Genomic DNA, 22,390 nt, shown 5'->3' on the forward strand with positions numbered 1-22,390 from the left:
TTTTAATTATTCTTGCAATAATATTACTAAAAATCTAATTGTTACGTATTACCATATCTGGTTGTTGACATAATAAGTAAATCTGATATAAGAGTTTTCTTACTTAAAGTGCTTCCAATAGTTATCTATATACTTAAGCAGAGAATTGTTCATTAATAATTCTTTCCTCTAAATTGTGTCCTTTATCAAACAGTAGTGTAATAGTGATATCATTATCTTTTTTTATCTTGATGTTTGTAATATTATGAAATTCTGTATAGTCAGCAACTGCTGATACAGAACGTACTTTTGGGTTAATAACATCTATTTCTATTATTGTGGAATTTGTTAATATAGCCCCTCTCCAACGTCTTGGTCTGAATGAATTGATTGCAGTTAAGGATAAAACATTGGAACTTAAAGGTAATATAGATCCTCCTGCAGAAAAATTATAAGCTGTGCTGCCAGCTGGTGTTGACACTAATATACCATCTGATACTAGTTTTTCCATTACTAGTCTGCTATTGATTTTTATTTGTAGATTTGCAGCTTGATGAGTACTGCGAAATAAGGAAACTTCGTTTATAGCAATAGCATTATGCTGATTTTTATCAGTATCGATAGCAATCATGTTTAACACTGTTAATTGTGTTGAGACAGATTGATTAATACGATCTATAAGGTTATGATCTGAATATTGATTTAATAAAAAGCCTACAGTACCATAGTTGATACCATAAACTGGTATGTTATTATATTTATTGACTATGTAGTTATGTAAGCTATGAAGCATAAGTCCATCACCACCTATTACTACAAGTAAATCAATAATTGCATTTTCATTTTTTTTGATATCTATAAAACCATATTGCTTCTCTAAAGCAAGAGCTGCACTCTCATCAAAACCATCAAAGAACAGATATCCAATGTTTTTGTATTTACTCATGTGCAATTACAAGAAAAACACGCGTATGAATTAATTTTATAAATCTAGATCACCAAATTTACTCATAAATTTTGCAGCTTTACTATTTTTTTTGCTAACAGTCCTCAAACTTGGATTCCACGCTGGGTGGTTAAAGCAGTCACTTTCTAGGTGAATTTTTATTAATTCTCCCTTTTTACCTAAGGTGGACTTCATTTTTCTTTCTTCTCCGTTAGTGAATATAGTCAATATATCATTGACTTCTGGATGTATCCCTTTTTTCATTCTGTAAACCTTTTCAAATATTTGTAACTAAGTATTGTAACCTATGTTTGTAGCATTTATACGTGTCGTTTGTCAATTATATTGAGGGACTTTAATGATACGTAAATTCTTTTGACTAATTTACTATAACAGGATATTATATAGCTGGTAGATAATCGAGGATATATACGATGATTTTGATGTTCCCTGGTCAGGGCTCTCAGTTTGTATCTATGGGGAAAGATGTATATGACAACTTTGCTGTTGCTCGTTATGTCTTTCATGAAGTGGATGACATATTGAATAAAAAATTATCAAAAATAATGTTCGAAGGTTCTATCGAAAATTTAACTTCAACTGATAATGCGCAATTGGCATTAATGGTCACTTCTATAGCAACATTGCGTGCTATAGAGTATGTTCTAGGTAAGCCAATACATTTGTTTAATAAGGTAAAGTACATGGCAGGACATTCAGTAGGTGAATGTGTAGCATTATGTGCGTCTGGCGCATTAACTTTGTATGAGGTTACACAACTTCTGCTGGTAAGAAGCCAAGCTATGTATGATGCGGTACCCCTAGGATATGGTGGAATGTCTGCATTAATAGGTGGAAGCTTAAAGGATGTAGAAAATGTTGTAAAAATGGCGCAAGAGTATGGGGTTTGTGAAATTGCTAATGATAACTGTGATGGTCAAGTTGTTGTTAGTGGTGTTAAAGCAGCTCTTGAGCAATTACCAGACTTAATAAAAGATACTGGTATAAAAAAAGTTATAAAGTTACAAGTCAGTGGACCGTTCCATTCATCATTGATGAACTCTGCATGTGGTAAATTACAGGAATTTATTGAGCGTATTGAAGATATGAAAATGCCGTTAGTCAAAGTTGTATCTAATGTATCTGCGACAGAATATACTGATTGTCTCATGATTAAAGATTTAATAGCTAAACAGCTAGTAAATAGAGTTCGTTGGCGTGAAAGTATTTTGTATGTGATAAAGCAAGGATGTACGTGTTTTATTGAGGTTGGTGCTGGTACTACGCTATCTGGTTTGGTGAAAAGGATTAATCCAAATGTTTCTGCTGTTAGTGTTAACACGGCAAGTTGTATTGATTCCATAGTGCAGCATTTTGCTGTAAATGCCGATTTTGTTGATGCGTAGAATGTGGTATATGCTTGTAACTATCCTTTGTTATTTTTCATTGTAGTTTTTTGTGCATTGCTACCTTAGTTGATAGGTTTTTTTATATTGATAAAATCTTCTCTATGATGCTTGCAAGAATGTAGTAAAAAACTGGTATATTCATACTTAGCTTATATAAATGTAAATAACTTAGGTATTCTTACTTGCATATTACTCAATTAATAAAATAATAAAGTGTTTTTATCTAAATAAGGTTAATTGATTATTATGTTCATTACTTTTGAAGGTATAGATGGTTCTGGTAAAACTACTCAGTCACGATTGTTAACAGAGTATCTATCTAAGATATATGGTGTTAACAATGTTGTGTTGACTAGAGAACCGGGAGGCACTTTATTAAATGAGACAGTGCGTGACTTATTATTTCAAACTAAAGGTTTAGATAATCTATCGGAATTATTGTTTTTTATTGCTATGCGTAGAGAACATTTTATGAAAGTAATAAGACCTTCTTTAGTACAAAAAAAAATAGTCATTTGTGATAGATTTATTGATTCAACAATTGCATATCAAGGTTATGGCCAAGGAATTGATTGTAATTTGATATGTCAGTTGAATGATCTTGTTGTTGATATGTACCCTGATATTACATTTGTTATTGATGTTGATGTTCATGAGTCATTATCTAGATCTTGTAAGAATGGATATGAATTTGTTGAACTAGAGTTTTATTATAGGGTAAGGAGTGGTTTTTATAATATTGTTGAAAAGAATCCACATCGTTGCCATATAGTTACTGATAACAATGAGATTTGTGATGTTGATGGTATCAATCTTATACATCTGAAAATAATAAAGGTATTGCAAATGTCATAAATTGTGAATAGCATGTGAGTCTTGTTTTTTTATAGCTTTACTAAGTTTAACGTTTTTAAATTAATTATAGGTGATGTTTTGAGTAGAAAATTTTTAGCATGGTTTTTAGTATCAATATTTTATGCATATCAATATATATTGAGAGTACTTCCTAATGTTATTGCATCTATATCTATAGAAAAATTTAAAATTAGTGCTATAGCATTTGGTCAGTTCTCTGGATTGTATTATATTGGATACACGTTAGCACATATACCGATAGGTATTTTTTTAGATAAATATGGCCCCAGAATAGTATTACCAGTTTGTGCTGTTTTGACATTTATTGGGTTGGTACCATTGTTAATATCTGATGTGTGGCTATTTGCCCAAATTGGGAGAATAGTAACAGGTATCGGTTCAGCTGGATCTGCACTTGGCCTTTTTAAGGTTGCTAATATGTATTATAATAATAGATTTGCTAGAATGTCTGGTATTTCTATTATAATAGGACTATTAGGTGCAATGTATGGTGGATTGCCAGTTTTATCTTTATTGGATAAAGTGGGATGGGAAACTTTATTCCTCATATTTATTGCTATGGGTGCTGTGATGGCATTGCTGTTATACATCTTTATTTTGCCTTATGATAAGAGTGGTATTGATGAAGCTGGTAATAGCATCTTGAGTAATGTTAAGTTGGTTGTATGTAATAAGTACATTATTATAATCAGCTTGCTTGCTGGTTTCATGATAGGACCTTTGGAAGGTTTTGCTGATGGATGGGTAACTTCGTTTTTAAGAGTGGTAGGTAATATGGATAAAGAAACATCTGCTTTACTTCCATCTACAATATTCATTGGTGTGTGCTTCGGTGCATTTATTTTACCTTATATGTTAGAGAGCATGTCATTTAATGGCTGGAATTTGCTTATCATTTGCGGTTTTGGTATGCTGATCTCTTTCTTAATATTGTATATCAATAGCTCAAATGCTGTATTGGTAACATTATTATTCTTCCTTGTAGGCTTCTTTTCAGCATATCAGATCATTACAACTTGTAAGGTGTTAAGTTATGTTAATGATAGTGTAGTTGCGTTAGCTACTGCTGTAAATAACATGATAGCTATGGCTTTCGGTTATTTCTTCCATACTGCTATATCTTGTGTAATAGATATATTGTGGGATGGCAAAATTATAGATTCAGAGCCAGTGTATACTAAAGCATTGATGCTGAAATCTATGTTATTTATTCCTGGTGGTCTGTTAATAGGAATTGTAGGATTTGTATATCTTAAATATACAAGTAAGGAGAGTAGGTAACTATCTACAAATACAGTTGTATGTAATTTTGTCTATAATAAAATATAGGAGTTATGTATAACTGTGTTTTCCTACTTAAACTATAGAACTTGTTAACAGTACTTGAGCTGTGCTATTTAACATACGTATTAGTTATGATTTACTTAATTGATAGATAAAGCTAATAATGTCATGCTGTGACTTGAATTTGTTTGTTTATGCTCTTAGTTTTGCGTAGTGCAGTCTTAAGTGTAAATGTGGTATCTGTGTTGATCTAATAATGTATTGTAATTATTCTTTCCATTTATTGTGAATTAAATGTAGTTCTGAATACTTAATTTTGTATGTTTATGATCATGAAAGAAGTTGTTATTGCATATATGTTTTCATGTTATTTTGTAGTAATCTGTTATGAATTATTATCTATCTCTGCTGTGTATTTAAAACAGCATTTAATTATATGGGTACCTCAGTAATGTGAGTGTAGACAGTTTTGTATACTGTGTATTGCTTTGTTAACTTCAGGTTTTATAGGCAAATTGTATCGGTGTGTTGTTAAATTATTTTGTCATTAATATGTATCCTAATGTTACATTTATTATTGATATTAATGAATCATGATTTCTTTTTTTAAGGATAGTATAAATTTGGCTGTTTATTATAGTGTCAGAAATGATTTTTATGGTATTATTGGAAAAAATTCACATTGTTGCCATACCATATAATTAACAATTGTAAAATCTTAATGTCTGAAAATAATCAAGATATTGTAGGTGACATAAATTTGTGTGGATAGTGTGAGCTTAATAAATTAAAAAGATGGATTAATATTAGTCAGTTTTTGTGTGAACTATATGTCAGGTTTGTTTAAGATTATTCTGCTTGTTGAATGACAAAGGTGCTATTTTTAAAGGTATTTTAAGTTATATGAATTTGCAGCATGTGAGTCTTGTTTTTTATGTATTTGTAAACTTAACAAATTGATTAGTGATGTATAGATTTTTTATATAGACTGTTAAAGTCTAGTTGGAATTATTATGATTGAATAGCATTAAGGTACCATTTTTTATTGGAAAGTGTAATATCCTTCCTGAAAGTCCATACATCTTCAATCTTATTGATCTTTGATGTGCTGCCTTGTATTATATTATCATCTTTGTCTTTTACGAAGTTTATTTGTTCAGTGATAAACTTTACTGTGATGTATGCAATGTTTCCTGAAAGATCTAGTTTTATTATTTTATGAGATATTACTGATACAATGATATCTTCATATACATGATTGAGCTTTTTTCTATTTTCTATTTCTTCTGAAAATGAGTTATATAAATTGGCATCTAATAGCATAGACAATATATGTACATTACCTTCATTAAAGGCCTTTATTATGATTTCAAATGCCTTTATTGATCCGTTCATGAAATGTTTGAGTGAAAATTCTTTATCTTTCTTTTTGATTTGATTGATTATTGATTTTTCATTTTTATCACAAGTATCCATTACGGATTCTATTTCAACTTCAACATCATCGTATTCTTGTGTGTCTTCTACTACCATGCTTATAGTTTGTGAGTAGTTGTTTGGTTGTAGTCCTGAAGTTTTTCCAAGAGAGTTGTATAATCGGAAAAAAATGAATGCTGCTAACAATGCATATATTGCTAATTCAACCATATAATCCTAATTTTTATTGACAAAAGTATATACTATGTATACTCAATTAATATTATAGCTTAGTGTACGTTAATCAATAATTAATTACATTATTTTACTTTGGAGCTTATTAGTATGTCGTATAAATTGAAAGTTAAGGGTCAATATATTAAGGATCTTTCGTTTGAGAATCAAAATTCTCCTCAAATCTTTGTAATGATTAGTAAAACTCCACCTGAAATTAATATTTCTGTTAACGTTAGTTCTGTAAGTCTTCCAGTAAAAGCACAAGGTCAAGAAAATGAGCAATCTTTAGACAATAAAGTAGAACCATTGTATGAAGTTACGCTGCAAGTTAATGCTGAAGCTCGTGTTAGTACTACAGTAGCATTTATTTGTGAGGTTAAGTATTGTGGTGTGTTTTCTATTGAAAATAGTGATACAAACAATGAAGAGGAATTAAGCCAGCAAGATATGAGAGATATGTTATTAGTTTCTGCTCCAAGTATTTTGTTTCCATTTGTTAGAGAATTGATTTCTAGGGTTACTGCTACAGGTGGATTTCCTCCGTTAATGCTTGATGTTGTTGACTTTAAGGCAATGTATGAATCTCAAATAAAGCAGAATGCTGATGGACAAAATGATAATGGTCAACATACTGAAAAGTAGTTTTGTTAAGTATAATTTAATTTGTGATTTAAGACGACTTGTAGTAATTTGTAGTTAAATTAAATTAACTACAGGTTTTTTATATTATGAAATTTTTAATACTAGGGAAGCTATTTTGTTTGTTAGCAGTGGTGTCCTTTTTTAGTTTTGCTTTTTGTTCTGATAGTCAGAAAGAGCTTATAGAAGAGTTTTATTCTGATACTCTTGTTAAGTTAAGTGACGATATTACTGCTAAAGAATTATTAAGTTTATTACCTAATGATCGTTTTGTAGGTAATACAAAGGCTCCAGTTGTAATAATAGAATACGCCTCGTTTTCTTGTATGCATTGTGCATATTTTACATTGAATGTATTTCCAGAGTTAGAGCGTAAGTACATTAAAACAGGAAAAGTGCTGTATATTTTTAGGAATTTTCCATTAGATTATATTTCATTAAAGGCTGCTATGTTAGGTACGTGTTACAATACTGCTAATAGATTTTTTACTTATGCTAGAGCCGTATTTAGTTCAATAGAAGCACTAGTGACTAACTATAAGGATTTAGGTGTGTTATCCAATATTGCAAAGATTAGTAATATAAGTGATGAAAGGTTTGAGAAATGCATTAGTGATGAAGATATCATGAATTATATTATTCAAGAAAAATTTGTTGCAAATAGAAAATTACAAGTAAATGCTACTCCTGTATTTTTTATTAATGGAAAGAAGTATGATAAATCTCATGATATTGAAAGCTTTTCCGAAGTAATTGATGAATTAATAATGTTACATCCAAATTATTCTCTAGTTAGTGGGAGATCTTAACTATTAATAAAATTGATCAAGCACGTATCAAGGTGTACTTTTAACTATAAAAATTTTAAGTTAAGTATTTACAGATATATATGTATTGTGTGTGAAAGTCTTATATTAATATAATTTTATAGGATGCGTAGTGCATCTATTAGTAGTAAACCTTATACAAGTGTTTGCAATTATACATTATATTTTATATATGATAAACTTTGAGTTATATAATTACAATAAAGATGTGTGATGCGTTTGTGTTATAATTAATCTGTTAATATATTCTACTGTATAATTTAGTGCCATATAGTTCTTGCCACTTATTTTGAAGTAAAGATACATAATACAGCTATATAACCCTATGGTATTTCGAATTAATGTCTAAGAATAGATATACTCATGTATAAACTTTGTAATAATTTCTTAATAATAAGCCTATTTGGTTTTATAAGTATTAAATACTGCATCTGTTATATATGAAACATTTGCACTATATCACTATAAGAAGGTAAATTCTCAATCTGGCCTATAGCTGCTAATGTTATTTTATTATTGCTACCTAATAAGTTATGGATACAATTTTGAAGATCTATAAGTGTAATTGCAGAAATTTTCTTTATGAGTTCTTCTTTTAAAATGTATCTGTTATAGTGAGAGTAATAATATCCTAACGATTCAGCACGTGCAGTAGTGCTTTCTCTTGACATTAGTATCTCAGAAATTAATTTACCTTTTGCTCTTGTGATCTCATTTTCTTCTAGATTTATGGTAATGTTTTTTACTTCAGAAGCTATTGTAGTAAGTAATTGAATTAAGTTGTTTTTATCTGTTGCTGCGTATATGGAGAAAATACCATTATCACTGTAACTGGAATTGAAAGATGATATTGTGTATACTAATCCTAGTTGTTCACGGATTTTTTGAAAAAGACGTGATGACATGCCATTTCCTAATATTGAATCTAAAATTTGTACAGTATAAAACTGATCATCTTTATATGAAACACTAGGAAATCCTATGACTAAATGTACTTGCTCTAGGTTTCTTATTTCTCTATATTCTCCACTATAGTAAACTGATGGTGCTGCTGTTTTAGGTGCTGATTTTTTCATTTTAGAAAAATATTGGGATACTAAATCAATGACTTCTTCATGTGTGATGTTCCCAGCTACTGATAATAACATGTTTCCAGCATGATAATATTCACTCATATAAGTCTGGAGATCTTCTTTGGAAAGGTTAGTAACTGATTCTGGAGTACCTAGAATGGATTTCCCAAATATTTGATTAGGGTAAGCCGCCTCTATGTACTTATCAAAAATTATACTAGTAGGAGAATCATTAGTTTGATATATTTCCTGTAATACTACTCCTTTTTCTCTATCTATTTCTTCTTGTGGAAATTGTGAGTTTAGTATTATGTCTGCAAGAACTTCTATAGCTATTTTAATATCTCTTTTTAATGTTTTTACATGATAAACAGTATGTTCTCTATCTGTGTGTGCATTAAAATTTCCACCAATGTCATCAAAGGTTTGTGCTATATCAAGTGCAGTACGAGTTTTAGTCCCTTTGAAAGCCATGTGTTCTAAGAAATGTGATATGCCAGTTATGTTTGTATTTTCGTATCTGCTTCCAACATTGATCCAAATATTAATAGATACAGATTCTACATGTGGCATTGTATCAGTTATTATCGTAAAGTTATTTCTAAACTGTGTAATACTTGGTGACATGACTTTAAAAAAAATAAGAAATTAATGTGTTATAGTGTATACAGTTAATGATATAACAGCAACAAATATAATAAAATATTGGTATGTGGGAATTATGATTTGTAGTAACTTTGAAGAATTTTCAAAAAGTGTTTTTTCTAATAATTTTACAAATTTTGATTTACAAATATATTTTTCTGTACAGAAAAATATATTGGATAGCTTTTGTACAGTATGTTTGTTATAATATTTGTTGATTGAAAATATTATCTATGCGGTGTTTTTAACATTTAATACTCAGTAATAATATGCAATATTTATATTCTAGTAAAATAGTTTGGTATCATTGACTAATAGTAAGGATTTAGGATTTGCTAGTTCTTTTGTTAGGATATATGGAATTTATAATAAATATCTATCGTTTTTCGTATAAGAGAGGAGAAATTGAATGGTTTATTGTGATATTGATATTGCTTGTTAAATTATGAAAAAGGTGATAAAAGTAACAGATTAATTTTCTCACCTATAGTAGAAAGTATATAGTTATTGTTAATGGATTAAGGTTTAAATTTGCGTAAAAAAATTAATAAGGTATTAATTTCTGGAAAAAGTGTTTGGCCAATAATAGAAGGTGGTAAAGGTATAGGTGTGAGTGATGGTAAAAGTTCAGGTGCTTTTGCTGCTGCTTCTGCTGTGGGGACTTTTTCTGGGGCATGCGCTAGATTAATTGATGATAATGGGGAGCATATTCCTTTGATATATCGTGGTAAAACCAGATTAGAACGTCATAATGAATTAATAAACTATAGCATTGATGCAGCAGTTAGTCAGGCTAAGATGGCTCATGAGATATCGAAAGGGTTAGGAAGAATACATATGAATGTACTATGGGAAATGGGAGGTGTGCAGCGTGTACTTCATGGTGTGCTTGAAAAAGCAAGAGGGTTAATTCATGGTATTACTTGTGGTGCTGGTATGCCATATAAATTAGCTGAAATTGCTTCTCAATATCAAGTTTATTATTATCCAATTGTGTCGTCAATGAGGGCATTTAAAATTTTATGGCAGCGTTCTTATCAGAAATTTTCTAAAACACTTCTTGGTGGTGTTGTGTATGAGGATCCTTGGTTGGCAGGTGGGCATAATGGACTTAGTAATAGTGAGTCTCCTGATAGTCCGCAAGATCCTTTTGAAAGGGTTGCAGCAGTGCGTACATATATGAATGAAGTTGGGTTGTCTGATGTTGTGTTAATCATGGCAGGAGGTGTTTGGCATCTAAAGGATTGGGAAGCATGGTTGGACAATAGTGCAATTGGACCTATAGCATTTCAATTTGGAACAAGGCCTTTGTTGACTCAAGAAAGCCCAATCTCTGCTGAATGGAAGAAGAAATTAATGTCTTTAAAGCCTGGTGATGTATTTTTGAATAAGTTTAGCCCTACAGGGTTTTATTCTTCTGCAGTTAAAAATGAATTTATAAAAGAATTACAAGCACGTAATGAACGTCAGATTGCGTTTGAAAATGAAATGACTGAAGAGTGCAGCGCGGAACTCTCTATTGGTAGTAGAGGAAGAAAAGTGTATGTGCATCCGTGTGATAAGAAGTTATCAGAATCTTGGATTGCAATGGGTTATACAGATGCTTTGAAAACACCAGATAATACTTTGATATTTGTTACGCAAAGTAAGTCACGAAGCATTAGGGAAGATCAAATAAATTGTATGGGATGTTTAAGTCATTGTAAATTTAGTAATTGGAAAGATCATGGAGACTACAGCACTGGTATTAAACCAGATGTTCGTAGTTTTTGTATTCAGAAAACCTTACAAAATATTATTGCTGGTGCAGATCATGAACATGAGCTTATGTTTTCTGGCCATAACGCATATAAGTTTATACAGGATGAGTTTTATAAGGATGGTTATATTCCTACAGTACAGGAGCTTGTTGATAGAATTTTAACTGGATATTGAGTATTTATAGTTTTAGCATTTATAATTTTTATAACAATGTTATATGTAAAACTTTCATGCTTTATTATATTGGATAATTATCAGCATATGTCTTTCATTTAGTATTTATTAATAAAAGTTCATTTATAGGTTTATATTATAGTAAATAATATAGCTATGTTTTGGTATTATATGCATACAATTGTTCTAAGTGTTTTGCGAGTATATCTGCTTCTATGTTCACAATATCGTTTACTTGACTATATTGAAAAACTGTCTTTTCCCAGGTATGAGGAATAATGTTTACTGATAATACTCCATTAGATATAGCATTGATAGTCAATGATACTCCGTTTATTGCAATTGATCCTTTTACTATCATGTATTTTAGCAAAGTATCTGGCACATGGAACTCTATATTATGAGAGCTATTTACTTTAATGATTGATGTGATTTTTCCTACGCCATCAACATGCCCTTGTACAAGATGCCCATCTAGTCTATCAGTTATTCTTATCGGTAATTCTAGGTTAATCTTAGTTCCTTCTTCCCAATGTGTAGCATTGGTAATAGATAAAGTTGCATCTGAAACATCAGTAACAAAATAATTATCATTTAACTCTACTACACTTAAACAAATACCAGAACATCCTATAGAATCGCCTAGTTTTGTTTCACTTAAAAACCTAAAATTACTTGGTTTAATTGAAATTCTCCTATCACGGTTTTTTGTATTGCATACTTGGACAACAGTGCCGATATCCTCGACTATACCTTTAAACATATTGTATGTATAGAATGGTAGAATTCAACATCCTAATGTACTGAACAAAGAACGTCAATGATAAAAGTTTAAAAAGATTATGTGTTAAAAATAATTAAAAGATTAACTTGCTTTTTTATAAAGTTAGCAATATTGTAATAATTTATTAATAAATATATTTTTATTTATAAATGTATATTAATTTTTTTAATGATATTGTTTAATAGAAAAGGATTGTTTATATGTTCAGTGATTTAAAATCTTCAACCTTCAATGTTGTAAATTCTAGTGATGATTTTGGATTAAATTTCTTTGATCAACTTTTTAATGATACTGATGTCAATCGGACTGGTTTAATGGATAGTAGTGTTAATAGTAATGGAAGAACTCAAGATGATATAATTGCCATTGCTGTGATTATAGCTGGGATTTTGATTGCAGTTGCGATAGGAATATGTATGTTTTGGCTTAATCTTAATGAGACTGTGTTACGGGAAAGGTATATGAGGTGTTCTCGGAGTCCTAATGCATTAAAGATGGATCAATCTGCTGAACCTAGTACTTCTGGCACAGCTGCTTGTAATACTGTTACTGATGAAATAGAACTACAACAAATAGATGATGTTGAACTGCGAGAAAAAAGAATAGAAGAAGTACATTTTCCAAAAACATTAATTAGTTCTCCTAGTAATAATAGAGAGTGTGTAGTGTATTCTGCTAATGATCTTAATTAAGTATGGTAATATTTGTTAGAAAAAGATGGTTTATGTTAGTAGTATTTTTCTATTATAGCTTACATTTTTCTATGTTTTGTGGATGTTAGGCATAATTTTCTTAGTACAAGGGAATATATCATTTAATCTTGAATATGCATTGGTGCAAATCTTACTTTAATGATTATTTTGTCAATGCTGTTATGTGTGTTTAAGTCGATGATTCTCTTAGTACAAGAGAATATGTAATTTCATATTAAAATGAAATATTTAAATAATTTTGCTTAGTGTTTGGTAAATTTCTGTGGTTGCTTCATTTATCAGTTTTGTTGATATATGTTGTCTCAACAGTTCTTTTGATACAGGAGAGTTGTATAGTACCGATACTGATATGTACTATATACTGTATAGGTTGTTTATATCAATATTTAATAGATATTAATTGTTTCACATTTCTTCCTATAAAAGTATAAATGTTGATTATTGTGGAGAAAAATGTTTACGAATATGTATTAAGTATTGATAATATGTTTTTATATTTGTAGGTTGTTGATTAAGGTAATGATGTAGGTAGAATTCGTTAAATATGATACATGTTATTGTTTTACTGTGTTTATATATTGTATGAAAGTATTTTATAAAGAAGAGATGGGTTTTAACTTTGTAGTATTATTTAAACAAATGATCTCTTATAAATATTATGCTATAATCAATGATTGTTGTGTCATTATAATTTTTACTGATGTCATTCCTAGGTTCTGTAGGGAATATATTTTCTTCTATTACTTCAAGTCTTTTTAATAATGCTGCAAATAGTACACTAGAAGTAATACGTAGTAATGCAACAGTAGTATATAATGCTGTGGTTAATTATGTTATTCCTTTTTTCAGTAGTAATACACATGCAGTGACAGAATCTAGTACATTACATGATACATTAACTACAACCAATAGTTATACTACTTATGTTGCAAATAGTACTGTTGATAATGTGCTTATAAGTACTAATAATAGTGCAATTGATTCAAGTCATGGTTTGAATGTATTTATCTATTGTATGGTTGCTATTGGGTTTGTTTGTGTAATGCGTCATATTTGTTATCACTTTATGCGTGGTTTTCGAGAAGAAAGAAGTCGTGATCTCATGCTACGTAGATTTTTTAGTGAAATAGAAGGTCAGAATAATGGTATTAATTGTAAAAATGCATCAAAAGCTGTCTGTCGTAATGTTGTGAGAGATATAGTAAGGCAACAAACTAATATTGATATAGGAGAAGGTGGGAATTTTCCTGTTAGTAATATTAGTGAAGAATTACGTAGTGGGGTGGTACCTAATGTATGTGGTTCTTCTTGTAGTATTGATTGCGAAGAAATGTCTTTAAGTACTATATCTAAAAATGTTGTTGTTGAAGAGAAAGTGACAGAGAAAAGTGCATTTTTGTAATATTTCTGTATTTTACAAATTGATATAAATTACATTAGAATTATGTTAAGTTGGTTTTTACTAATCACTTAATGTTGTCACTTGCTATGCATGATATATTAAGTGAGGGATTTGTTAGTGTATTATATAACCTGTCATTGATTATATTGCAGGTAGCAGAATAGGTAATGGTTAAGCAAGAAAATGGTAATGGTCTGGAAACTTTGCACAGAGTAGTGCTTGAATACCTTGAAAAAGTTGTGTTAGATAATCAAGTAGACAACATCTAGATGAGAGATAACAACAAGACTAGAGAAAAATGGTGGTGATGGTGTAACGAGTACAAGATTAATGCAGTAACCAAGGTATAGGAGTGGGTCGGGAATAAATTACATGGTAAAAGAATATATTTAGATGTTTTGAAATATTTGTATGAAAAACAATTATGAAATTTTTGCTGTGTACATGATGAGGTCATAATTAATTGTAGTGATATCTTGTATGTTGGGAATGACTCTGGATTGTTGTAATATGTGGGAAGGCTGACTATGTGGTAAGTGATGATAACGAAAGAGTAAGATGTGAAAGCCAGAAATCGATTGTAAACAACTTATGGTTTGTTGACTTGAAGAGTTTAGATAATCAGATTTTGAAGGAGATAATAGGAGTAGTATGATGATAGAATAACAGTGTGACAGTAAGGACTACTGTGTATTTTATAGCCGTATACTTGTTAATTGAAAAATTAAGTGATATAATTGTTTATGAAAAGTTTAGTGTGTGTTTTTGAGTATTCGTGTGTGGAAGACTGATAGTGCATTGACTATTTCTATGATTATATTGGGGATAGTTGTCATTAGTGTGTTACTTGCGGTAATAGTTTTTGCTTGTTTACAAAAAATTGGTAGTAAAGTAATACATGATATTGATATAGAAGACGCGTCATTAGCTGATGAATCTCAAGGTCTTGATGATGATGGACAAAATGAACGGCAACTAAGCAGAAATAGAGTGCAGCAACTTGTTTTAGGTTTTCATGACATGGTAGTAGAAACAGTACAGTCTTCGCGCTCAGGACAGATAGTAGGTGGTGGATAGTTGTTAATTAAAGGATTAAATAGCATGAATATAAGAGTTTAGTGTATTTGAATTTATATGTGTATCTAGTATTATAGTTCTTGTAGCAGTCCTTGTTTTGGCATGGATGGTTTTAATGAAACTCTATTCATGTATTAAAAAAGGTAATGATAGTATGAAAGTAAACTTTAGCTATCAGTTTTAGATGTAGACCTATTGAATAGGCTGTTGTTTATATGATTAGCTAAACAATTTCATGTAAAAAAATGGTAAGGCAGTGGTTCTATAATAATAGAGTAAAAGAGAAATTTAGTGTGTGTTTTTAGGTGTTTATATGGATAAAAAGGGTGAAATTGTTATAGGCATTTTTATTGCTATTATAGTTTTATTAGCGATTCTTATAATGATATCGATGTGTCAAGAAGTATTATCTCGCGGTAAGTACGGTCAGCGTGGACCTGGTGATGGAAGTCATGATGATAGAAGAGGGCAGCCTTCAGCTCTTGCTTCTTGTGGGTTTATGGGTCTTGAAAAGGAAATGGATAGAATACGCATTGAAGAACAAGTAAGGAATCGGCTGGGACAAATGCATGGAGATCATCGACAAGAAGTGCAAGAATTGAATTTACAACAGCTGAGTAGTATATACAATCAAAAAGGTTAAATGGCAATTTTGGTCTGTAGTTGGTATATTACAATAAGCAAAAAATGCAGAGAATTGTATCCATAATTTGTAATGGTCAATGGTGAGTCAATTTTTGACCGTTCTATGAGTGGAACTTCCAATATTTTAAGGTTGTGTTAAAGTACATAGAAAACAATATGCTATGTGCAATTTTATGATTTAAAAAAACATTAGTGTGTGGTTTATGTGATTGTTGAAATTGATAACATGTTTAAATGTGTATTTGCATTGATAAGGTGTATTTGTGTACTATTTTCTTCCTGCTTTAAATTATTAGAAGTAATTTGATCTTAAAGTGTGTGTAGTTTTGTTATTAGAATTTTTTGGATTATATAGCAGTATGGGTGCATAACAAATAACATGACAAAGTAAAAGTTCTTAGCAATAAGAATGTCACTCTTGCATTGGTAGAATACCCTGTTGGTAGTATATAGTTATGTTTCCTAAATGTCCTTGATAAATGTGTTTTTTTATCTTATGCAGTTTGCGTGATACAATTTGTTACTTAAAGTAGTTTTAGTGTATGTGTTTATATGAATAATAATTGTGTTGGTATAATTATTGGTGTTGTCTTTGTACTTATGATAGTGATGGTGCTTGTTAGCATGTTTCAAAGGAACATTAGTATCTTAAATTGTGTTAATGGCGAACAGAGTAAAACAGATGGTACTGATCACGAAACAAATGATGATGCATCTGCCCAAGGTAAAGGTGCTAGTGCTGATGATTTAATAAATGAAGGTCATCGCGAAGGTGTAGATTTAAGTATAGAAAGTGTGGTATCTCAACAATTGAGCCGGAGTTAAATTAGCTGTTTATAGTAGTTGTTATTTTGATGTTTTAACTATTTTCTTGTACAATTTTTTATTGTGGATTACTTTGATGTAATAAAATACCAGTTAACCATATAGTGTTATCTATTTTAGTTACAATATTTTTGATAAATCAGCTAGTGTTTGTTTCTTTCTAAATAGTTTATATTATTTAATTATTTATGTTAATTGAAGGTATTGTGTATGCTATTTCCCGTGGAAGATTTTATTGATGATCCTGAAGGAGACGCTCATAAAGGTTTGATTATGGCAGTCTTTTCAGCATTTTTATTTTTATGCGCTGTTACTGTGTGGCTTTTAGAGGATATGAGACTACGTGAAGAGGTACTTATTGGCATAGATAATGAGGGCTTGGATAATGCAGACCTAGATGGTGGAGGTCCGGATAATGGGGACCTGGATAATGAAGACATAGATGGTGAAGGTCTGGATGATGCAGACCTGGATGGTGAAGGTCTGGATAATATAGACCTAGAAGGTATAATTGCTGACATTATAAATGGTGAAGATCTAGATGATGAAGGTCCGGATAATGGAGACCTGGATGGTGAAGATTTAGATAATGTAGAACTAAATGATGAAGGCCAAAATAATGAAAACCTGAATGTTGAAGGTGCGAATGTTGGAAACATGGATGTTGGGGGGGGGGGGATGCCAGATGCAAATATGGATGATCCAGATGCAGTAAGATGTTTTAGACTGGTAAACCACTTTTTATGCTAGAATGTTCTTACTGTATTTTTTAATCAAAAAACAATGGTTAAAAGATTTGGTTATATATCCTAATTAGTAACATGTAAATTTGTTCTAATGTTAAGTTATTTTGATGCAACAGTGGATGGAGCTCTTATGCTACATTATTGATAGTAGATTTAATAATAAACATTCATATCTTTTGATATGTTTTAATATGTTAATACTTCAGACATGTTCCTGTATAAGTCAAGAAAATTAGCAACTTACTATTGTGCTTTTAGAAAATATAATGTCACTGCTACATAGTATTATTACAAGTTATATGAGTGCAAGACTGAGTCTTTATATATAATCTTGCATTAGGTAGAGTGATTTAACGGTATTTATTCCTATGTGTTTTTATAAAAAAATGAAAAATAAGTTTTTATATAGTTGATCGTTCATATGTTATATTATTTGTTGCTAAACTATTCTGCTTACAATATTTTTTAGAATGCCTGATAATACAATTAGTTATGTAGCATATTTCTGGTTAATCACGATAACTTTGTTAATCAATGAGTATATAGTTTTTTATTGTTGAGTTAGATGACTTATACTACTGAATTATTTATGTTATAATAAATGTGTTATGCTGATTGTAAGTATTGTTCATGCTATTTCCTAGAGATGATGATGGTAGTAATGAAGTGCAAGTTGACTTAAATGCTATAGTTTTTGCATATTTAGGTTTGGTGTTTTTGTATTTTATTATTAGTTGTGTTTTAGAGGATATTGGGCCGCATAATGGCGATATAGATATTGAAGGCCTAGATATAGAAGCTCTAGAAGTTGAAGATCGAAATTTTGGATGGCCGGGTCTTGAAAATGCTGAAAATCTTGAAGCACAAAATGAAAATATGGAAGAGATAGTGGTAGACCTTATTATGCTATCAGGCTATTTTTTATGGTAGAATATTCTTAATGGTATTTTTTAATCAATAAATAATGATTAAAAAATTTGGTTATATAATCTATTAGTGAACTATAAATTTATTCTATGTTAAGTTATTTTTATGTAGTAGGGAATGGGATCTTATGCTTCATTATTTAGTTGCATAGTGTAATTATAGTGGCTAATGCATAGGTTGTTTATTATTATTTATTTTATCCTGTGATAAATGTATGAATAAAGATTATCTTCAGTTTAATGCATTTATTTTACTAAGATGGTGTATAATAAAACTTGTAGTGCAATAAAAGCTATTGTTGATTAGCATTAATATGCTATTGTTTTGTATCTTGAAAATCAGAGGGTTATTGATAAAATAATTCAGTACTTCTTGTTTGAATGTTGTATTACTCTGAATCCTTAAGTAGATAATGTTCTTTACTTGCTCAATTTCATAGATGCCAATATTTGCACACAGTTGCTTTATATATATAGTGTTTAGTAAATTTTCTACTTCATTTGGTAAATTGCCAAACTTGTTGATTAACTCTATATGATAGTTATCTATATCTTCTTTTGTCTTAAGATTGCCAATTTTTTTGTATACACGCATCCTTAGTCCTATGTCTTTAATATAATGTTCAGGAATTCTGATGTTAACATTTATACTGATATTTATATGGTCAAAATCTTTGGTATTTTCATTGTGAATATTAAGTTCTTCTTCTAGCATTTGTTGATATAATTCAATCCCTACATCTTTTATATTACCGGATTGTTCTTCTCCTACTAAATTTCCAAATCCTCTGATATCCATATCATGTAGTGATAAAGTAAATCCTGAATTTATAGAATTTATTGATTGTATAATTTCTAGTTTGGTAGCAGATTTATTTGTTACTTTTTCTGATAATATAAAATATGCAAAACCTTTTGTGTTGCTACGTCCTACTCTGCCTTTTAGTTGGTAAAGTTGAGCTAGTCCAAACATGTCTGCATTATGTATTATGATTGTATTAGCAAATGGAATATCTAATCCGCATTCTATGATTGATGTAGTGAGTAGTATTGTAAATTTACCATCAAAAAAATTATTCATTATTGTATCAAGCTGTGCTGATGGAAGTTGTCCATGAGCAGTATTGATTTTAATTCCTGGTACTAATTTTGTTAGGTTATCGCTAATGCTTTGTATGTTGCTAATTTGTGGGCAAACATAGAATACTCTACCTCCTCTATTATATTCACGTATTACGGCATCTTTTATTATCGTTTCATCATAATATGTTGTGCAAATTGTTACTGGCAATCTGTTTTTTGGAGCTGTTTTTATTAAACTTAAATCTTTTATTCCACATAATGACATATATAGTGTGCGTGGTATTGGAGTTGCAGATAATGAAATTACATGAACGTTTGTTTTTATTTTTTTTAATGATTCTTTTTGTTTTACTCCAAACTGTTGTTCTTCATCGATAATTAACAAGCTTAAATTAGCAAAAGTAACATCCTTTGCTAATATAGCATGTGTTCCTATTATTATGTGTACTTGACCGCATGATAAACTTTCTTTTGTTTTCTTGATTTCAGATCTTTCAACTATTTTAGATAGTTGTTTGATTTTGATATTTGGAAATTTTTTAAATCTTTCGGTAAACACAATAAAATGCTGCCTGCACAATAAAGTTGTTGGTACTATAACTGCTACTTGGTAATTCTTGTTTGCTACTAAGAATGCTGCACGTAGTGCTATTTCTGTTTTTCCAAAGCCTACATCTCCACAAATTAATCTGTTCATTATTTTGCCACTTGATAGGTCATGTTCCATGTCTTTTATGGCTTGTAGTTGATCTTCTGTTTCGGTATAGGAAAATTCGTTACAAAAATGTTGATAATTTTCATCTTTGCAAAAAATTTGACCTGTAGATAATTTCCTTGCTGCTTCTATAGCTAATAATTCTCTTGCAATTTTTTTGATATGATTTTTTATTTTAGTTTTACGTTGTTGCCACGATGTACTACCCAGTTTATCTAGTACAACATTAGAATTTTGTTGTTCATATTTAGATATGAGATTGATATTTTCTACAGGTAAAAATAATTTGTCATTATTATGATACTCTATTTTTATGAAATCATGATAACTATCAAGTATTTTAATAGTTTCAAGTTCTACTATCTTTCCAACGCCATAATCTTTGTGTATTACTATATCACCAATGTCTAAATTGGTAGTATTGTTAATCAGATTTGAAATGTTACTCTTATTTGTCACTTCTTGTTTATGTAGTAAGTCATGTTCTGCTATCACAATAGTGGATTTTGTTATGAAGCTCTGATTGATTGGTAATATAGTGATATTATGTAAATAACGGATCTCTTGGTAGTGATTGATTTTATATAGTTCAATACCTAATGTTTTAAGTTTATTTTGTATGTATTCTAAAGAGCCAATAGAATTACATGCTATTATTAATTTTTTTGTCTGACATGTGGTATTTATATATTGTGTTAGAATTGTAAATATATTGACTTGTTTATCTTGTGCTAAAGCTTTGAGGTTTGGAACATGTTGAATTTTTGTTGTAATATTAAAACTTTGTGTGCTTGTAGTTACTAAATTCTGAGTAGCATTGTCAGATTGTGAAAATATGATCTTATGCTGGGTTATAGCTTTGAAATCTTCAGGATTAATGTAAAGTTGATGTGGAGGTACTTGATAAAATAATTGGGATTTATAATTTAGATATATTTGGCTGTTATACTGCTCTATTTCTTTAATGATTCTATCACTAAAAATTGCTGTAGAGTGCTCTGGTATATAATTGAAAATATTTTTTAACTCTTCCTTGTAAAATAAGGGTAAGAAATTTTCCTCTCCTATATGTTTCTTGCCAGAAATTATTGTATCTAGTAAATTTTGATCTTGATTTGTTTTTGTTTTGTAGATTCTAGCAAAGAGATCTATAGTTGCTTTTTGTTTGATTATTTCAGAAGTTGGGTAGATCAAAATCTCATCTAAAAAGGAGTTGCTCTCTATTGATTGTGTAGTGTGATCAAAATAATTAATAGATTGTATAAAATTATTGTGTAGATGAATTCTTATAGGGTTTTTGTAAGTCATTGGGAAAATGTCAATACTGTTATTGCGAATAGCAAACTCGCCTATATCCTGTACTGTTGAATATTGATTATATCCGTAATTGGTTAAATATCTTTCTATATCATTTTTTGTAGTGTTTTGTTGTAGTGTGATTTTTAGTACTGATTGTAATATAACATTTTGAGGTAGGACTTTTTGCATAATTGCATTAGTTGTTGAAAGGATAATATAAGGTGTGTCGTGACATTTAGTAGTTAGTGAGTATAGAACTTTAATTCTTTCTGCCATTACCGAATTGTGTGGTGAATTTTTTTTGTATGGAATTGAGTTCCATGCAGGGAATGTGATAACTTCAAGGCTTGGAATGTAGAAATTGAATATTGAGGCTAGGTCATGTAATTGTGTTTCTTTATCTACTATATATATTGCAGAACTGATAAGTTTTTTCACATACATTTGTATAATAACAAACGGTTCAAATGTTTGTGAAATGTTGAGAAATTTATTAATATTACTCATAGAATATTTTAATGATTTTAGTAATTGATATTGTAAACAAAAAAATGCAATCTACGGAAATATATTATGTTTAACGCACAGAAATATTTATAATAGTTCATAATAGTAAAGTTGGTAATATAGATTGATATATTACTTATAGAGATATCTTATAGTTGATAGGTGTATTTTAAGCTGTATTTGTTTTGGGGCTAACGTAACTGATCTGACTACAAAATTTTTGTGCTCTAGAGTTTATGCTATTTTATTGTAATTGCTGTTGCTTATATAGTTTTTTATATTACATTTTTATTTAACATACATAATAGGTTGATAGGTTATTGTTGTGTATTATCTATATAATGCTGTAGTTTTGTTCTTTTTGTTTATTAATATTTCATATAGCTTAGTTTTTGTATGATA

Annotated in this window: 20 protein-coding genes; 14 read left to right on the forward strand and 6 right to left on the reverse strand. The window is 29.8% G+C overall.

Going from position 1 to position 22,390, the window contains the following annotated elements:
* Window positions 1-133: 133 nt before the first annotated feature.
* The gene (locus tag DRF75_RS02110) at window positions 134-925 is read right to left on the reverse strand and encodes an NAD kinase (protein ID WP_045170908.1); all 792 of its coding nucleotides are present in this window, start codon (window positions 923-925) and stop codon (window positions 134-136) included.
* Window positions 926-961: 36 nt separating this feature from the next.
* The gene (rpmE, locus tag DRF75_RS02115) at window positions 962-1,189 is read right to left on the reverse strand and encodes a 50S ribosomal protein L31 (protein ID WP_045170907.1); all 228 of its coding nucleotides are present in this window, start codon (window positions 1,187-1,189) and stop codon (window positions 962-964) included.
* Window positions 1,190-1,359: 170 nt separating this feature from the next.
* On the opposite strand from rpmE, the gene DRF75_RS02120 reads away from it, so the two are divergent.
* From DRF75_RS02120 to DRF75_RS02130, 3 genes are all read left to right on the forward strand, one after another.
* Window positions 1,360-2,331 carry an ACP S-malonyltransferase gene (locus DRF75_RS02120; RefSeq protein ID WP_045170906.1) on the forward strand — a complete coding sequence of 324 codons (972 nt, stop codon included), beginning with the start codon at window positions 1,360-1,362 and terminating at the stop codon, window positions 2,329-2,331.
* Window positions 2,332-2,580: 249 nt separating this feature from the next.
* Window positions 2,581-3,189 (forward strand): dTMP kinase, encoded by a 609-nt coding sequence (gene tmk, locus DRF75_RS02125; protein WP_045170905.1) that lies wholly within the window; start codon window positions 2,581-2,583, stop codon window positions 3,187-3,189.
* A 78-nt stretch (window positions 3,190-3,267) separates the two neighbouring features.
* Window positions 3,268-4,491 carry an MFS transporter gene (locus DRF75_RS02130; protein WP_240729880.1) on the forward strand — a complete coding sequence of 408 codons (1,224 nt, stop codon included), beginning with the start codon at window positions 3,268-3,270 and terminating at the stop codon, window positions 4,489-4,491.
* Window positions 4,492-5,505: 1,014 nt separating this feature from the next.
* Here DRF75_RS02130 and DRF75_RS02135 read toward each other — a convergent pair.
* Window positions 5,506-6,141 carry a Tim44/TimA family putative adaptor protein gene (locus DRF75_RS02135; protein ID WP_129992574.1) on the reverse strand — a complete coding sequence of 212 codons (636 nt, stop codon included), beginning with the start codon at window positions 6,139-6,141 and terminating at the stop codon, window positions 5,506-5,508.
* Window positions 6,142-6,255: 114 nt separating this feature from the next.
* Here DRF75_RS02135 and secB point away from each other — a divergent pair, with 114 nt between their 5' ends.
* On the forward strand, window positions 6,256-6,789 hold the full coding sequence (gene secB, locus DRF75_RS02140) for a protein-export chaperone SecB (RefSeq protein WP_045170919.1): 534 nt from the start codon (window positions 6,256-6,258) through the stop codon (window positions 6,787-6,789).
* Window positions 6,790-6,875: 86 nt separating this feature from the next.
* Window positions 6,876-7,595 carry a DsbA family protein gene (locus DRF75_RS02145; RefSeq protein WP_045170903.1) on the forward strand — a complete coding sequence of 240 codons (720 nt, stop codon included), beginning with the start codon at window positions 6,876-6,878 and terminating at the stop codon, window positions 7,593-7,595.
* A 452-nt stretch (window positions 7,596-8,047) separates the two neighbouring features.
* On the opposite strand, the gene DRF75_RS02150 is transcribed toward DRF75_RS02145, so the two are convergent.
* Window positions 8,048-9,313, reverse strand: a complete 1,266-nt coding sequence (locus tag DRF75_RS02150; RefSeq protein ID WP_045170902.1) for a M16 family metallopeptidase — start codon at window positions 9,311-9,313, stop codon at window positions 8,048-8,050.
* Between the two features lie 549 nt (window positions 9,314-9,862).
* Between DRF75_RS02150 and DRF75_RS02155 the strand changes: the two genes are divergently transcribed.
* Window positions 9,863-11,266 carry an NAD(P)H-dependent flavin oxidoreductase gene (locus DRF75_RS02155; protein WP_129992575.1) on the forward strand — a complete coding sequence of 468 codons (1,404 nt, stop codon included), beginning with the start codon at window positions 9,863-9,865 and terminating at the stop codon, window positions 11,264-11,266.
* 154 nt (window positions 11,267-11,420) lie between these two features.
* On the opposite strand, the gene DRF75_RS02160 is transcribed toward DRF75_RS02155, so the two are convergent.
* Complete coding sequence (locus DRF75_RS02160) at window positions 11,421-12,029, reverse strand: riboflavin synthase (RefSeq protein ID WP_045170946.1); 609 nt, start codon at window positions 12,027-12,029, stop codon at window positions 11,421-11,423.
* 221 nt (window positions 12,030-12,250) lie between these two features.
* On the opposite strand from DRF75_RS02160, the gene DRF75_RS02165 reads away from it, so the two are divergent.
* The 8 genes from DRF75_RS02165 (at window position 12,251) to DRF75_RS02195 (ending at window position 18,388) form a co-directional block, all read left to right on the forward strand.
* The gene (locus tag DRF75_RS02165) at window positions 12,251-12,742 is read left to right on the forward strand and encodes a hypothetical protein (protein WP_045170945.1); all 492 of its coding nucleotides are present in this window, start codon (window positions 12,251-12,253) and stop codon (window positions 12,740-12,742) included.
* A 721-nt stretch (window positions 12,743-13,463) separates the two neighbouring features.
* Window positions 13,464-14,165, forward strand: coding sequence for a hypothetical protein (locus DRF75_RS02170; RefSeq protein ID WP_129992576.1), 702 nt, complete (start codon window positions 13,464-13,466; stop codon window positions 14,163-14,165).
* 529 nt (window positions 14,166-14,694) lie between these two features.
* Complete coding sequence (locus tag DRF75_RS05195) at window positions 14,695-14,820, forward strand: hypothetical protein (RefSeq protein ID WP_276318948.1); 126 nt, start codon at window positions 14,695-14,697, stop codon at window positions 14,818-14,820.
* A 110-nt stretch (window positions 14,821-14,930) separates the two neighbouring features.
* A complete protein-coding gene (locus DRF75_RS02175) occupies window positions 14,931-15,242 on the forward strand; it encodes a hypothetical protein (protein ID WP_129992577.1) in 312 nt (103 codons plus the stop codon).
* A 313-nt stretch (window positions 15,243-15,555) separates the two neighbouring features.
* A complete protein-coding gene (locus tag DRF75_RS02180; protein ID WP_129992578.1) occupies window positions 15,556-15,885 on the forward strand; it encodes a hypothetical protein in 330 nt (109 codons plus the stop codon).
* Between the two features lie 554 nt (window positions 15,886-16,439).
* Window positions 16,440-16,712 carry a hypothetical protein gene (locus DRF75_RS02185; protein WP_045170941.1) on the forward strand — a complete coding sequence of 91 codons (273 nt, stop codon included), beginning with the start codon at window positions 16,440-16,442 and terminating at the stop codon, window positions 16,710-16,712.
* A gap of 210 nt (window positions 16,713-16,922) precedes the next feature.
* A complete protein-coding gene (locus DRF75_RS02190) occupies window positions 16,923-17,462 on the forward strand; it encodes a hypothetical protein (protein ID WP_129992579.1) in 540 nt (179 codons plus the stop codon).
* 626 nt (window positions 17,463-18,088) lie between these two features.
* Window positions 18,089-18,388, forward strand: coding sequence for a hypothetical protein (locus DRF75_RS02195; RefSeq protein WP_045170940.1), 300 nt, complete (start codon window positions 18,089-18,091; stop codon window positions 18,386-18,388).
* Between the two features lie 228 nt (window positions 18,389-18,616).
* Here DRF75_RS02195 and mfd read toward each other — a convergent pair whose 3' ends face one another.
* Complete coding sequence (gene mfd / locus DRF75_RS02200; protein ID WP_129992580.1) at window positions 18,617-21,988, reverse strand: transcription-repair coupling factor; 3,372 nt, start codon at window positions 21,986-21,988, stop codon at window positions 18,617-18,619.
* Window positions 21,989-22,390: the final 402 nt, after the last annotated feature.

Origin of the sequence: Ehrlichia minasensis, assembly GCF_004181775.1 — a bacterium.
In the GTDB taxonomy this organism is placed as follows: Bacteria; Pseudomonadota; Alphaproteobacteria; order Rickettsiales; family Anaplasmataceae; genus Ehrlichia; species Ehrlichia minasensis.

Coding starts and splice junctions, on each gene's coding strand:
- DRF75_RS02110 (WP_045170908.1), bottom strand. CDS start 925: ATGAGTAAATACAAAAACATTGGATATCTGTTCTTTGATGGTTTTGAT.
- mfd (WP_129992580.1), bottom strand. CDS start 21,988: ATGAGTAATATTAATAAATTTCTCAACATTTCACAAACATTTGAACCG.
- rpmE (WP_045170907.1), bottom strand. CDS start 1,189: ATGAAAAAAGGGATACATCCAGAAGTCAATGATATATTGACTATATTC.
- DRF75_RS02190 (WP_129992579.1), top strand. CDS start 16,923: ATGCTATTTCCCGTGGAAGATTTTATTGATGATCCTGAAGGAGACGCT.
- DRF75_RS02145 (WP_045170903.1), top strand. CDS start 6,876: ATGAAATTTTTAATACTAGGGAAGCTATTTTGTTTGTTAGCAGTGGTG.
- secB (WP_045170919.1), top strand. CDS start 6,256: ATGTCGTATAAATTGAAAGTTAAGGGTCAATATATTAAGGATCTTTCG.
- DRF75_RS02160 (WP_045170946.1), bottom strand. CDS start 12,029: ATGTTTAAAGGTATAGTCGAGGATATCGGCACTGTTGTCCAAGTATGC.
- DRF75_RS02170 (WP_129992576.1), top strand. CDS start 13,464: ATGTCATTCCTAGGTTCTGTAGGGAATATATTTTCTTCTATTACTTCA.
- DRF75_RS02185 (WP_045170941.1), top strand. CDS start 16,440: ATGAATAATAATTGTGTTGGTATAATTATTGGTGTTGTCTTTGTACTT.
- tmk (WP_045170905.1), top strand. CDS start 2,581: ATGTTCATTACTTTTGAAGGTATAGATGGTTCTGGTAAAACTACTCAG.
- DRF75_RS02180 (WP_129992578.1), top strand. CDS start 15,556: ATGGATAAAAAGGGTGAAATTGTTATAGGCATTTTTATTGCTATTATA.
- DRF75_RS02150 (WP_045170902.1), bottom strand. CDS start 9,313: ATGTCACCAAGTATTACACAGTTTAGAAATAACTTTACGATAATAACT.
- DRF75_RS02195 (WP_045170940.1), top strand. CDS start 18,089: ATGCTATTTCCTAGAGATGATGATGGTAGTAATGAAGTGCAAGTTGAC.
- DRF75_RS02165 (WP_045170945.1), top strand. CDS start 12,251: ATGTTCAGTGATTTAAAATCTTCAACCTTCAATGTTGTAAATTCTAGT.
- DRF75_RS02135 (WP_129992574.1), bottom strand. CDS start 6,141: ATGGTTGAATTAGCAATATATGCATTGTTAGCAGCATTCATTTTTTTC.
- DRF75_RS02120 (WP_045170906.1), top strand. CDS start 1,360: ATGATTTTGATGTTCCCTGGTCAGGGCTCTCAGTTTGTATCTATGGGG.